Source organism: Flavitalea antarctica (assembly GCF_054461535.1).
On sequence record NZ_JBTLQG010000052.1, the window covers coordinates 1 to 14,057 of the forward strand.

Consider the following 14,057-nt stretch of genomic DNA (forward strand, 5'->3'; position numbering starts at 1 on the left):
CTCCTGCAGGTTGTCCCAGTTTCTAAGGCTACCTGATGATTTGCTGATTTTCGGATACGCACGGCCATAGGGCATCACGATGATCATTTGCTGAGCCTTTCCCTGGCTGATCAGATTGTCCAGGATAACATTTGCCCTGCCTACCTTGGTCCATGTTTCCTCGGTATCAGTGGTTCCATGAAGCAGGTACAATACCGGATAATTTTTCGAGGCGTCTTTTTCATAACCGGGAGGAGTATAAATGATTACGGGACGTACACCGAGTTCAGGCGAATTGTAATACCGGTAGCTGAGCGTTCCATGCGGTACATCCTGTATGGTATGCACCAATGGCACGCTACCGGTTATTTCAACGACACTGCTCTTAAACCCTTCGTTGGGGAAAAGCACTGCACTTTTTGGATCTGGTAATGAAGTTCCGTCAACAACAAAATTGTAAGGATACATATCGGGCTTTACCGGGCCGACCGTCACACTCCAGATACCACGTTCATCTTTCATCATCGCTACAGGCGCTTTCTGAAACTGTCCGCTGAGCTTCACGTCCTTTGCGTGGGGTGCGAGAAACCGGAAAGTCACCTTGTTATCCGGATGTAATTCCGGCGATTCAAAGGCCGGCGCATTCTGTTGGGTGTTGGCGAAGAATGACAGCGTCACAAACAACACCAACAAAAGCGAACGCATGATCAGTTGAATTTTCATATGACTTAAACTTTTTAATCAGCCTTACTGACTTAAACTTTTTGATAAACCTTACTGGCTTAAATTTTTGATGAACATTACTGACTTAACCTTTCATGAACCTTACTGACTTAAACTTATTGAGTTACCCTTATCGAATATTGACGTATTGATTAACACCCTGTGAAATAACCCTTATCGAATATTGACTTAAACTTTTTGAGTACCCTTTATCAATATTGACTTACTGATTAACCCCTATTGAATAACCCATATCGAATAAACATTATTGAGTAACCTCTATCTGGCAAAAGAATTCAGATCAATTCAATCAGCAATCAGGGTATATGTCTTTCCTGCGACAGTGGACAAATCATAAAGCATCGACTCTTTTAGCGCAAGGGGCGATAATCCTGCTTTTTCTGAAATGATCGGTGCGACGGTTTCTTCAACCTCATAAAAAGGATTCATGTTTTTACCGGTTGCGTTCTTCAGTACAATTCCATTTCCTGGTTTCATAACATTCGGTGTACGCAAACGCAGATTGCCACCAAGATTAGATTTGATCACCGCTTTTACAAGCCTGCCATCTTTCCATTCCAGACCAACAATTTCAAACCCACCTATTGCCCGTAATCCACCAATGCTGCCCGACCGCCAGGCATCCGGGAGTGCCGGGAGCAGGTGAACCTCGCCGTTAGCAGACTGCATCAGCATTTCGGTTATACCAGAGGTACATCCAAAATTTCCATCGATCTGGAATGGCGGATGTGCATCAAACAGGTTATTATAGGTACCGCCACTTCCACGTCCATCGGTCTGAACCGGTGATAATTGATTTTGTATCAGTTTATAAGCATGGTTACCATCAAGCAATCTTGCCCACCAGTTTACTTTCCATCCCATACTCCATCCCGTTGAGACATCACCACGATGGATCAATGTTGTTTTGGCTGCAGTATATAATTCTGGTGTACGATAGGGCGAAATCTGGTTGGAAGGATACAGCCCATAGAGATGAGAAATATGACGGTGATTATCTTTTGGATCATCGATATCATCGAGCCATTCCTGCAACTGGTTGTGCTGACCGACCTGCATTGGGGGCAGGCGTTTGCGAAGCTGCAGTAACGAATCAACGAAAGCGGCATCCTTATTCAACAGTTTTGCTGCCTTTATAGTCGAAGTAAAGATATCAAACACGATCTGGTTGGTCATAGTGGTGCCGGCATCAAGAGAAGAACCCTGGTGTGCCTGCGGTGCATTTTCAGGCGACATATCCGGGTTTATCACCAGCCACTTTTTTGTCGGATGCTCCACCAGGAAATCAACATAAAAAGTTGCGGCCTCCTTTAAAACCGGGTAAATGGATAAGAGGAATTTTTTGTCGCCATTATAGAGATAGCGTTCCCAAAGATGCTGGCTGAGCCATCCGCCGGCCGCACTCCAAATACCCCAGGTGGCACCATCAACCGCACCCGTAGTGCGCCAGATATCCGTATTATGATGGGCCATCCAGCCCCTGGCACCATACATATTTCTGGCAGTCTGCAGGCCTGTTACAGACAGGTCCCTGACCATTTGTATAAAGGGCTCGTGCAGTTCTGCCAGGTTTGTTTTTTCGGCTGGCCAGTAGTTCATCTGGGCGTTGATGTTGATCGTGTACTTGCTGTCCCACGGTGGGTTTATCTTATCATTCCAGATCCCCTGTAGATTGGCAGGCTGGCTTCCCGGCTGTGATGAGGAAATCAACAAGTAACGACCGAACTGGTAATAGAGCGTAACGAAACCCGGATCAGTGGTTGAGTTGAATTTCTTCAGGCGTTCATCTGTCGGAAGTAGGGCAGCTTCAGTAGTACCGAGGTCAAGCTTGACCCGGTTAAAATATTTCTGATAAGCAGCCACGTGTGCAGGCAATAAAGTAGAAAAAGGTTTTGACCAGGCGGTATTGAGATAATCAGCAGCTCTTTTGTTTTCGTCACCGGCCAGGTCTCGATAATTATTAAAGTTAGTTGCAATAGAAATGAAGACGGTTACTGCATTGGCATTTTTTATGGTCAGTGATGTGTCAGTGGCAGTGAGGTCTCCACCTTCCAGCTTCAGACGTACGATGCCTTTATATTTTATCTCGCCTTTCACCGTTTCGTGGTCGGATGTGATTCCAGAAATCGTCAGCTCTTTTGCTCCATGAGGCAGTGGGGTTGTTTTGATGGTGGCTCTTTTCTGAGGTGTTGTAAAAAACGCAGTAAAAGAAATGTTGCCTGGTTTATCTGCGGTCAGTCGCATCAGCACCACCCGGTCAGGAAGAGAAGCGATGGCCTCCCGGGTATATTTTATACCATTGGCAGTATAGGTTGTCCGCGCCACTGCCCGTTCGATATCCAGCTCTCTGTAATAGTCTGAATAATTTTCATGACCCTCAAAAGCGAGTTGCAGGCTGCCGACGGGTTCAAATTTCTGGCCGGAAGATGTTCTGGAAATAATCACCCGACCTGCGATTTTTTCTGCCTCTTTTTGTTTGCCCTCAAATATGAGTCGACGGATGATGGCGAGTGAGTCGAGCGCCAGGGGGTTATCATTCCGGTTGGGACCGCCGCTCCATACCGTGTGTTCGTTTAATTGAATAGTTTCCCGGGCTACATTACCATAGATCATGGCTCCCAGCCTGCCGTTGCCGATTGGCAGGGCGTTTTCCCAGGTTTGACCGGCCGGTTGTTTGTACCAGAGTTTTAATGGTTGATTGGATTGAGATATTCCTGTGAATGATGCAAAACATAAAAGGATGAGGAACAGATCTTTCATTCATTTTTCATTTAAATAAGTCCAGGTGAAGCAAAGTTGATTTTAAAACAAACCAGAATTTACGACTTATACTATAAACTATGAGGATAAGTAGAAAACAGAAGCTGATTCCTGTTATCGGGCCACACCATATTGCTTGAGATGTGATACGTTTTACTCGACCCGGCTTTTTGCGTCATCAGCACCAGTGACTCTTGCTCTTTTTTCTTTTAATTTTTCTTTGCCGAAGTTTTTTGAATATGTCAGTTTCACATTTCCGCGGGCAGGGGTCATGTAAAAATAGCCCACAAGGTTTTGTGCAGGCATGTCCCATTCTCTCCTGAACTCCATCGTATTCAAAATATTTGTAGCATTCAGTGACACTGTCCCATAATTCCCTGGCAAAAGTTTTTTGAAACCAATATCAAGTGAGCCTAAAGCGGCCCGGTATAGTAGGCCATCGAGATAAGGAGACTGGTAGAAGCCCGTTAATTCAAGAAAGTATTTTTTGGGTAGAGTGAACCGTTGAATCGCATTTATGGTAGCACTGCGTTGAACAAGCCGTATATCCTGTTTCCTGTAGATCGCGTTGACCTGGTGCAAATTTGCGGTGATATTGAATTGCATTGTCCACCAGCTGTTGATAGTCACGGGGAGCGAAAAAATGCCCGATATACTTTTTTTGTTTTTTAGATTTTGCGGGCTATAGATAATCCTGTTCCTGATCGAATCAGGATCCGGTTGAAAGCCGGTAATTGAATTTGTTTCTTTTCCAATCGCTAATGAAAATAGAAACTGCTTAACAACTACATCTAATTTTACGGTATTATTGATCGAAGGCTGAAGTGTTGGGTTGCCTGTCACTGCGGATGATGGACTCACGAAATAGGTGAAAGGAGCAAGATTACTGAAAGTGGGACGGGTTATGCGTTGATTATAAGAGATATTCAGTGATGTGTTTTTTGCTAGTTTATGACTAACAAATATGGTTGGAAAGAGATTTCCATACTTTCTATCGATAATAACGCTTGTATCCTGGGCGCCCAGCCTGGACACTGTGTACTCGTATCGAAGGCCCATTTTTACATTAGTCGTCTTGTTTAGTGACAGGTTTAATGAACCGTACACTGCCGGGTATTGTTCCCGGAGGCTGTAAACTGCTGAAAAAGATTTGTCTTTTATCCATAAATTTCCAACTTCGTTTTCAAAGCTTATATCATTAGTCAATGTTGAGATTGTCTGTTTAAATCCTGTCTCAAGTATAACTTTGTCCGATAATGAAACTGAATAATCAAGGGAGCCAATCCAAAAATCGATAGGGGTATATTTGTTGGTCCGGGAGTTTTGTGGATATACAAAAACGCCGGAACTGTCGTAAAATTTTTTTCGATAGTTTACTTCCTGATCGTTGATATAATGAATGTAATCCAGGTTCAATGATATTTTTCCTTTTTTTTCTAGGTCATGTTGCAGGTTTAGATTGGCACTGTAGTCAGTCCAGCTATTAACCTCGTCGTTCGCCAGCCTGACTACGGTATCAATACGTTGATTTTTATAAATATCATTCCTGTTGTTTTCATCCATGCTGTAGGTGTTGCTACGACCGGAAACCAGGATTCCTGCTATTGTACGTTTAGAGACGTCTATATCAACACCCAGCCTGCCCTCAAAATTGGTAATGCGACCAATTCTGTCTGCGATCCAGTTTACTTCGTTAATGGTATCGTTAGATGAAATCTTCGTGTAGGTATCAGCCGTTAGTTTGTTTTTGATATCGGAGAACGACAACTGACCATACACATTGACCCGCCCTTTCCTGTTATTAATGTTGAGACTGCCCTGGGTTAAAAGATCAACCGAATAACCAAGTGTAGCCGAATATGATCCGTTGGTGCCAAAAAGATTGTTTGTTTTAAGCACGATATTGATAAATCCTGCATTCCCTTCCGCATTAAGATTCGCCGGGGGTGTGGTTATCAGTTCTATTTTTTCTATGTTATCAGCACTCATTCCAGCCAGCATTTGAACCACGGCTGAAGCGGGCATCTGTGTTATTTTCCCGTTTATCATCAACATCACTCCATCTTTGCCGTTCATAACAATCAGGTTATTCTGCTGATCCACAATGATTCCCGGCAATCGTTCAAGAATTTGCAAAGCAGTACCCCCGGCCGAGGTAATGCTGTTCTCCACATTAACTATCAACCGGTCAATTTTTTGTTCTAATAAAGGCTTTCTCGCTGAAACAACTACTGCCTTCAAATCAAGTTTGTTCTCGGTCAATCTGATTGTGCCTAAATGTTTTTGAAGATCAGAGTTCTTAACGTCGAAAGTTGAACTATATGTCTGCAAATACCCTGCGCAGGTTGCCGTTGTGAGATACCTGCCTGCGGGGACATCCATGAAGGAAAATTCGCCTGAAGCCAAACTTACCGTTCCCTTGACGAGGACAGAATCTATGGCCCTTAATAAAAGTATGTTCGCGGCGGGCACGGGAAGCCCGGCAGTATCTTTAACATCACCATGAACCGTGGATTGAGCATTTATAGTTTGCCCGATTTCCAAACCGAAACATAAACAGAAGTATGTTACCAATACTCGTACACAACGGGGCCTTATCATCATACAGAATTACATGTGAAGGAGTGACTGATTTCCGAGCTGGAGGCTATTAATGCAGAGTGACACCGATGCGTTCACCAGGGTGAGTTATAAAAGGTTTTATGGTCAGTAGACAATTTTGTTGCTGGTTTGTGGGCAACGGGTTAAGTCGGAACTGAATTCTGGTAGAGTGGCGGATCAGGATTGTGATTGCGACCGATTAGCAGACGTTGATATATGTTAAGATAAACAATATCCCGGGAAATATCTATACCCGAAAGTGTGGGATCATCATCTGATGATTACGGGGATCACGATAATTTTCTTTCACCTGAATTTGTGTTACCAGGTACAATTGTCCTCATCACAAAGCAGATGTTTCAGCCCGGGGTCCTTTAAAATTTCGGCATAATCCATCCATTTGCCATCTACATTTATCTTCCGGCTAACCAGACGGATGCCATGACTGTAATCGACGTACCAATCCACATGACCGGTATACAAAGGTTGTATTGGCTTGCCATCGGTTTTGTGCCAGCCATAGATAGCTACCCGATCACTTTTAGGATAGGTTAGAAGTTTAGCGGTATTCACCACATCCTTTTTTATCCCGGCAATTAAGCCTTTCCGTCCTTTGCGTTGACCCTCGATGATCAAGTGATGCTGCCACATCGTAGGCGTGCTGTCGCGAAATGCATACATGGGCACAGGTTCAGGTTTGACAGCGGCGGCCTTGTAAATATCATCGACCATTTTTCGTGAGGGGAGAAAACAATTCAGGCTATCAGCAATTAGCTTCGCTGCCATAGGCGTGAGCGGGATCCGTGCCCAGTCATCATTAGTGCCGACACTGAAATAATCGGGCGTAACATAAAATATCGCATTGTAAGTTTTGCCGGTTGAAGAATCTTTGTATGAAGTATGCACAGCCTGCAACTTCAGCAAGAAATCCGGAACATTACCCGCCCGGAACTGGGCCAACGCAAACGAATCACGCTCTTTCCAGGCCATTGCGGCCGCCTTTTTATAAAATTCAGAACCGGTAAGAGAAGACTGACTGTGTAGCTGCAATTTCTTCGCGCCACTGTTGCAGGCAGATATCAAAATCAAAACAGAAAGAAATGCGACCACCTTAACCGAAGCTATTACTGATGTCATCCTAGATCCAATTTATCTTCAATCACCCTAAAATCCATTTAACTTCAGCCATTCCAACGCAAGATCAAACCAACGGGTTCTTGTTTTTTTGTTTTCAAGCCCGAAACCATGACCTCCTTCCTGGAAAACAAACATCGCAGATTTGGTAACCTTATGTTCCATTAATGCCTGGTAAAACAGTACGCTGTTTTCTACGGGCACAACCTTATCATCCGTCGCATGAACCAAAAATGTCGGCGGCGTTCTTTCAGTTACCTGCACTTCATTGCTATACCTGCGCGCCAAAGCGCTTAGACTATCGGCACCGACAAGCGCTTTCCTCGATCCGGCATGTGCATACTTGCCAAAACTTATCACCGGGTACATGAGCATAGCAAAATCAGGACGAAGGTTGGTTTTGTCGGCATTCGCAATGGTCGTCGTATCAAAATGAGTAGCAACAGTGGATGCAAGATGCCCACCCGCACTGAAACCAATGACGCCCACCTTTCCCGGATCAACCCCGAATTTGCCGGCATTCATCCGCACTATCTTAATAGCCTGCTGCGCATCCTGCAACGGACCAACGGACCTGTCGATCATGATCGAATCGGACGGAAGCCGGTATTTCACCACAAACGCAGCAATGCCCGCATCCCTGAACGCTTTCGCAATGTTAGCACCTTCATTCATGATCGAAAGACCTGAATAACCCCCGCCCGGAAATATGACTATTGCGGTTCCCGTGCCCTTTCCACGTTCCGGGAGAAACGGTATCATCTCCGGATCAGTGACCTTCCTCGACCAGGCGTTATCGTTTGTTTCTTTATAACTCGCAGGAGCAGGCCTGCTGTTGGGGACCTTACCCTCATACAACGACACCGCTTTACCCCCACCTACTCCATCCCAGAAAGCCTGGGCGTTACTCACGGCTGACTGGCTCTTAGCCGGCAGATTTTGCTGGGCTGATAACGGTTGGCTGACATAAAACAGCGTTATAAACAGAGATACAAATTGGAAAGTAATCGATTGAAAGATTGTCGTGCTTGTATGCCGGAGATTTTTATACATGATTTTTGCTTGAAACTTTTTTGCGATGATTCGAAGCTCCGTATTCTAATCATCATTTCAAAGTTTCTGTGATAAGTCTGTTGCTAAAAGGTGCATCATCCTTTCTTTTTTGTAACCAATTCTGGACTGATAGCAGAGTGACCACTTTTCCTGCGACTGAAACTAAAGCGACTGCAAATTCAATCAACCCGGCTTTTTGCGTCATCAGCGCCTGTGGTGCGTTTTCTTTTTTCTTTCAACTTGTCCTTTCCAAAACTTTTAGAATAGGTAAGTTTGATGCTCCGACGGAATGGCATCAGGTAAAAATCGCCTACAAGATTTTGAGAAGGAAGATTCCAGTCCAGGTCGAGGACAACAGAATTGAGGACGTTTGCAGCATTAAGAGACAACGATCCATATTTTTTAGGCAGAATTTTTTTTATACCGATATCCATTGAACCGTATCCCGAACGATAAACTATTCCGGAAAGCATTCCGGATTGATAAAAGCCCGTCAATTCAAAAAAGTAATTTTTCGGGAGGGTGAAACGCTGATTGGCATTGATGTTGACGCTGGTCTGTGCCATCCTCAGATCCTCCTTTTTATAAACTGCATTAATCTGCTCCCAGATGGCCGTAACGTTGAACTGCATCGTCCACCAGCTGTTCACCGTAACAGGTATTGAGAATATCCCGGTAACGTTCTTCGAGTTTTTAAGATTTTGAGGCGTATAGACGATCTGATTTTTGATCGAATCAGATTCTGGTTGAAAGCCCGTAATCGTGTTTGTTTCTCTTCCTGCTGCAATAGAAAATAAATATTGCCCAAAAACATAATCCACTTTGATCGTATTATTGATCGCGGGTTGCAGCAAAGGATTACCCGTCAGCACCGTATTCGTACTAACAAAATAAGTGAACGGAGCCAGGTTACTGAATGTAGGACGTGTTATCCTTTTATTGTATGAAAAATTCACCGAAGTTTTGCTTGTGAGTTTATGGGTGATATACAAAGTCGGAAACAGATTCCCGTACTTCCTGTCGATAATGTCTTTGATATCCTCCGTACCTAAATTAGAAAAAGTGTATTCATATCGCAGGCCCATCTTCAGACTTGTCCTTTTATTCAGGTTAATGCTTGCAGATGTATATATGGAAGGGTATTCTTCATGCAGTTTGTATTTTGCGGATAAAGATTTGTCCCTCACCACCGCACTACCAATTTCATTGTCAAAGCTCACATCATTGGTGAAAGCTGAAATTGTTTGTTTCAGCCCCGATTCTAAAGTTACCTTATCCGACAAAGTAACAACATGATCCACGGCCGCGATCCAGAAGTCGATCAGGGTATTTTTCTCAGTCTTCGAATTACGCGGATAAATATAATTGCCGGAAGCATCGTAGTACTTTGTATGATAATTCACATCCTGGTTATTGACGTAGTGAATATAATCGAGGTTGAAGGACAGCTTTCCCTTTTTCTTCAGATCCTGTTGCAGATTGATATTGGCACCGTAGTTTGTCCACCGGTTAACTTCGTCGTTAACCAGTTTCACCGTAGTATCAAGCTGGTAATTCTTATAAAATTGATTACTGTTGTTTTCATCCATTGCATAGTTGTTGACCCGGCCGGTGAACAGAAATCCCAATATTGTTTTTTTTGAAAGCTCGATATCAGCTCCCAGCCTTCCATCAATGTTTGTTGGGTGACTGATCCGGTCATCCACGAAGTAGACCTCGTTGATTGTCCCATTCGAGGAAATCTTTGTATAGGAATCCGCCGTGAATTTATTTTTGACATCAGAATAAGAAAGATCGCCATAAACATTGACTTTACCTTTCCGGTGATTGACATTGAGACTGGCCTGGCTCAGCAGATCTATAGAATAACCTAAGGTCGCGGAGTAAGAGCCATTGGTTCCCATTGCATTGTTTTCCTTCAACACGATATTGATATACCCTGCATTACCCTCTGCATCCAGATTGGCAGGAGGGGTTGTGATCAGCTCTATCTTCTCTATGTTATCAGCGTTCATGCCCGCCAGCATTTGAACCACACCGGCGATCGGCATGCGCGTGATCTTTCCATTGATCATCAACATCACTCCATCTTTCCCGTTCATGGAAATGAGACTGTTCTGGTGATCAACACTGATCCCCGGGGAACGTTCGAGAATCTGCAAGGCCGTATTGCCTGCGGAAGTAACGCTGTTCTCAACGTTGATAATCAGCCGGTCAATTTTCTGTTCAAGCAGTGGCTTTTTCACTGCCACAGTTACCGCTGTTAAATCCACCCTGTTGACATTTAGGTGAATTGTCCCTAAATCTTTTTGCCCTTCCGAGTTCGTCAACTCAAATGCCTGGCCGGAGCGCTGATGATACCCTGCGCAGCTCGCTGTTGTAAAGTACTTACCTGCAGATAAGTTTGTGAAAGAAAACGCTCCTGACGCTGCGGTTACGGTCCCCTTTACTAATGAAGAATCCGTAGCTTTCAACAGCAGAATATTTACAGCCGCCACGGGGCTTCCCGTGCTATCCTTAACACTACCATAGATGGATGATTGCGCATGGCCGGCATGTTGCATGTCGGGGCTGAGCCAGTAGCAAAGACTTAGTATCAATGCCCTTATACCGCGTAGACTTGTCATCAAACAGGAGTTTGGAGTGAAGAATTATGGCCAATCTCAGATTCCGGACAAGCAATACTCTTGCGGAGAATGAATCATTATTGATTCATCAGGCGAATACATCAAGGCAAGAGCAAAAACGGTTTTTGGCTATTGAATTACAGACAGGAGGGTGCAGGTGACCGAAGAAAGCGGGTCAGCAGGCGGATGCTACTATCAGTTGAAATAAGCGGGTGGCGGCAATTAAATTAGCAGGGAATCAAGTGGCGGATTGGCGAGCTCCGTGAGGATACGGATCGTTATCCTAAGTTAGTGATTTTAGCGCGATATATCTGTTCCTAAATCTGTGAATAATCACAATGCCAGGAGCCCGCAATACAAACTTTCACATAAAAAAAGGTTTAAGGTTTAGGAGGTTAGTTGATCATTTCGGCTACGTTATGCAAAGCCAGCAGCTGGATGTTGTCCAAAGCCAACAGTTGTATGTTGTATTAAGCGACCAGCTAGAAGTTGTGCTATCCCAACAGCTGTTTTATGGGTTATTTATGAAATGTCTTTATACCCAGGTAGAAAGTACCGTACTTCATGGCCAGGCTCACAAATAACAACATCAGGGATTCTGTTGCCCGGGCGTTTATTATACCACCAAGGTCCGTCACCATTTCCCGGTGCCAGCCAAATTCTGAGACCAGGAAAGAAGTGACTGTTTGTTTTGCATCGGCACTTTCTCCACATATGAATAACTCATTCTGATCATTGTTGATCTTGCCAGGATCTACCATTATCTCATAGTTAACCGTGTTGAGCGCTTTTACGACAGAAGTCCCGGGCAACAACCTATGAATTTCTTCTCCCAATGAATTGTCATTGCCGATCGTTAGCCTCGGCGGCATGCCGTTAGAAAAATCCAGGGGATTAGCAACATCAACCAATATCTTATTATTCAATCCTTCGCTACCGACGGACCTGATAGCATCGAGGGAAGCGATTCCCATGGTACAATTAAAAACGATATCTCCAAAAGAGGCCGCTTCTTGGAAGTTCCCTTCGTAACTCCTCCCATTGTGTTGACTCTTCCATTCTTTAGAATTTTCGCTTGAGCCGGAGCGCGAACCAAGCATCACTTCATGACCGTTTTGTACAAGGCGGCTGCCTAAAGTAGCGCCAACAATGCCTGTTCCTAAGATTCCAATCCTCATGCGGTTTAATTATTAATTGAATTTACGCTGGAGCACATCCCTGGCAAATACCACAATTGGGGTACATCAATATTTATTCGTATCTTATTAAGAATATTCAGAATATGACGTCTATAGATGTCCGACATCTTTCTGATGAACAACAAGCGCTGACGCTCGATGCCTGTAACAGGGTGTCCAATTCAGCGGGCACTTCAAATTATTTTAAAGAGCTTGAGAAATATGCAGATGTCCTCGACCAGGTTGGTCTGCATGCCGAAAGTCGTGATAAATTTCAGCAGATCATCAATGAAACAGATCACAAAATAACTATCGCGAGGTGTCACCGGAAGATTATTGCATCACATAACGCACAGAGAAATTTCCCCGCTGCTTCCAGGTCATTCGACGAAGCCCTTCAAGCCATTAAACATATACCGATCAGCACCCAGGAAGCTATTGACGAATTTTTCCGGATACACATAGAGGGTGGTTTTGTGAATTACTTTCTTTATGACTACGATAAGGTAGAAGATTCCGTCCGGGAACTCAGGCGCCTGCAGGACTCTATGAAAGATGTAAATTTAAAGATAGGGTTCATGCATGTTGTTGGCCTGTCGTCACTAATCCGGTATCGCTGGTATAAGATGCCGGAAGAAGCTTTTACGCATGCAGAGTACTTTCTGCAATTCGCCCGTTCCTGTAGTGATCCTGTTAGATTAGGGTTTGCCACTTGCCATGCCGGTTTCATTTATTTATGGAACGAAGAAATTACTATCTCACGCCAGTATTTTATGGAAGCAGTTGGGTTTCTGAGGGAGAAACATTATGGTCCTTTGCTTATGGCATATAATTACCTGGCGGTGGGTTATAGAATGCAAAACAATATCAGCATGACCGAACAATGGGCAAATCTTACCCTCGAAAAAGCAACTCAAACGGGCAATCTTTCTTATGTGCCTTATGCAAAAGCTCACCTTGCCTGGATACATGCTAAAAGAAACAACTGGCTTTATGCGGAAGATTATGCAAGACAGGCAAAAGACCATTGGAATGCGGAACCGCTGATCTTTTCTTATGCTTTTGTGCTCATTGACTGCATGGTTAGAAAAAATAATACAGAAGAGGGAGGGAAGTACGCTTATATGTTAATACATCCAAAGGTTAAAAAACTACCGGAATCCGTTACCAAACCACTCCAGGCTGCTGTGTCATCATGGATCAGGGCCGACAAGCCAGCAACCATCACCAACCTCACAAATGCGATATTAGCATCGAAAATCAGTGGCTACTATTGATGAGTCATCACATCACGATATTGCATAGTCGTCCGGCAGTTGGAGAAACCCTTGCATGGTCGCTCAGATTTGCATCAGGATATTCCGCCACATATGTGAATGACGGAGCTGAAACTCAAACAACAAGGGTCAACACCTCGATTTTATTGACCGACTATATCAACCTTGAAAGATTATCCCAATCAGCTCCCATCTATCATTGTCCTGTAATGTTATTAATTGATGATATCCAGGATACGAAAGCGCTTGATGTGATAAACACCGGACTCGCGGGAATTATAGATTTATCAAGAGGCCCTCAATCATTGATTGAAAAAGTGAATCAGGTTTTAGAAAACAGATCAGACGAGCAGCATGTGTTGCTGCAACAGCTATTGCATCAAAAAAATGGGGGCCCGAAAAAAGCTGATGACGACTATCATCTGACAGTTAAGGAGAAACAAGTTCTCAAACAACTAAGAGAAGGCGTGCATTTAAAAAAGATCGCGCATACCACTGGCACCTCATATGAAACAGTGAGAACACATGTAAAACATATATACCGGAAGCTTGGGGTGATGTCAATATCAGAGGCGGTTATAAAAGCAATGAAGATGGATCTTGAATGAATCCTTCAAATGTGAATGAACTTTATTAACAAACGACAGTTGTCCTCATCACCATCAAAGACAACGCTTCTTAAAACGTGTTCTTAGTTATATATT

9 protein-coding genes are annotated in these 14,057 nt (G+C 43.9%); 2 read left to right on the plus strand and 7 right to left on the minus strand.

Annotated features, from left to right (window positions below; genetic code table 11):
* From ACX0G7_RS25680 to ACX0G7_RS25710, 7 genes are all read right to left on the minus strand, one after another.
* Positions 1 to 702, minus strand: a 702-nt coding sequence (locus ACX0G7_RS25680) for an esterase (RefSeq protein WP_458926404.1), incomplete at its 3' end; no start/stop codon positions are given.
* A gap of 306 nt (positions 703 to 1,008) precedes the next feature.
* On the minus strand, positions 1,009 to 3,483 hold the full coding sequence (locus ACX0G7_RS25685) for a glycoside hydrolase family 95 protein (protein ID WP_458926405.1): 2,475 nt from the start codon (positions 3,481 to 3,483) through the stop codon (positions 1,009 to 1,011).
* Between the two features lie 153 nt (positions 3,484 to 3,636).
* Complete coding sequence (locus ACX0G7_RS25690) at positions 3,637 to 6,027, minus strand: outer membrane beta-barrel protein (RefSeq protein ID WP_458926406.1); 2,391 nt, start codon at positions 6,025 to 6,027, stop codon at positions 3,637 to 3,639.
* Between the two features lie 378 nt (positions 6,028 to 6,405).
* On the minus strand, positions 6,406 to 7,221 hold the full coding sequence (locus tag ACX0G7_RS25695) for a hypothetical protein (RefSeq protein WP_458926407.1): 816 nt from the start codon (positions 7,219 to 7,221) through the stop codon (positions 6,406 to 6,408).
* 27 nt (positions 7,222 to 7,248) lie between these two features.
* Positions 7,249 to 8,271, minus strand: a complete 1,023-nt coding sequence (locus tag ACX0G7_RS25700; RefSeq protein WP_458926408.1) for an alpha/beta hydrolase — start codon at positions 8,269 to 8,271, stop codon at positions 7,249 to 7,251.
* A 179-nt stretch (positions 8,272 to 8,450) separates the two neighbouring features.
* A complete protein-coding gene (locus ACX0G7_RS25705) occupies positions 8,451 to 10,898 on the minus strand; it encodes an outer membrane beta-barrel protein (RefSeq protein ID WP_458926409.1) in 2,448 nt (815 codons plus the stop codon).
* Positions 10,899 to 11,416: 518 nt separating this feature from the next.
* Positions 11,417 to 12,076: an NADPH-dependent F420 reductase gene (locus tag ACX0G7_RS25710; RefSeq protein ID WP_458926410.1), complete on the minus strand. Its 660-nt coding sequence runs from the start codon at positions 12,074 to 12,076 to the stop codon at positions 11,417 to 11,419.
* Positions 12,077 to 12,180: 104 nt separating this feature from the next.
* Between ACX0G7_RS25710 and ACX0G7_RS25715 the strand changes: the two genes are divergently transcribed.
* Together ACX0G7_RS25715 and ACX0G7_RS25720 are read left to right on the plus strand one after the other, a co-directional pair.
* Positions 12,181 to 13,353: a hypothetical protein gene (locus ACX0G7_RS25715; protein WP_458926411.1), complete on the plus strand. Its 1,173-nt coding sequence runs from the start codon at positions 12,181 to 12,183 to the stop codon at positions 13,351 to 13,353.
* Positions 13,353 to 13,961, plus strand: coding sequence for a helix-turn-helix transcriptional regulator (locus ACX0G7_RS25720; RefSeq protein WP_458926412.1), 609 nt, complete (start codon positions 13,353 to 13,355; stop codon positions 13,959 to 13,961). Before ACX0G7_RS25715 ends, ACX0G7_RS25720 begins: the two co-directional genes overlap by 1 nt.
* The last annotated feature ends 96 nt before the right edge of the window (positions 13,962 to 14,057 follow it).

Excerpts from the sequence above, each read along its gene's own strand:
- ACX0G7_RS25720 (WP_458926412.1), top strand. The coding sequence starts at position 13,353 with ATGAGTCATCACATCACGATATTGCATAGTCGTCCGGCAGTTGGAGAA.
- ACX0G7_RS25710 (WP_458926410.1), bottom strand. The coding sequence starts at position 12,076 with ATGAGGATTGGAATCTTAGGAACAGGCATTGTTGGCGCTACTTTAGGC.
- ACX0G7_RS25685 (WP_458926405.1), bottom strand. The coding sequence starts at position 3,483 with ATGAAAGATCTGTTCCTCATCCTTTTATGTTTTGCATCATTCACAGGA.
- ACX0G7_RS25715 (WP_458926411.1), top strand. The coding sequence starts at position 12,181 with ATGACGTCTATAGATGTCCGACATCTTTCTGATGAACAACAAGCGCTG.
- ACX0G7_RS25700 (WP_458926408.1), bottom strand. The coding sequence starts at position 8,271 with ATGTATAAAAATCTCCGGCATACAAGCACGACAATCTTTCAATCGATT.
- ACX0G7_RS25695 (WP_458926407.1), bottom strand. The coding sequence starts at position 7,221 with ATGACATCAGTAATAGCTTCGGTTAAGGTGGTCGCATTTCTTTCTGTT.
- ACX0G7_RS25705 (WP_458926409.1), bottom strand. The coding sequence starts at position 10,898 with ATGACAAGTCTACGCGGTATAAGGGCATTGATACTAAGTCTTTGCTAC.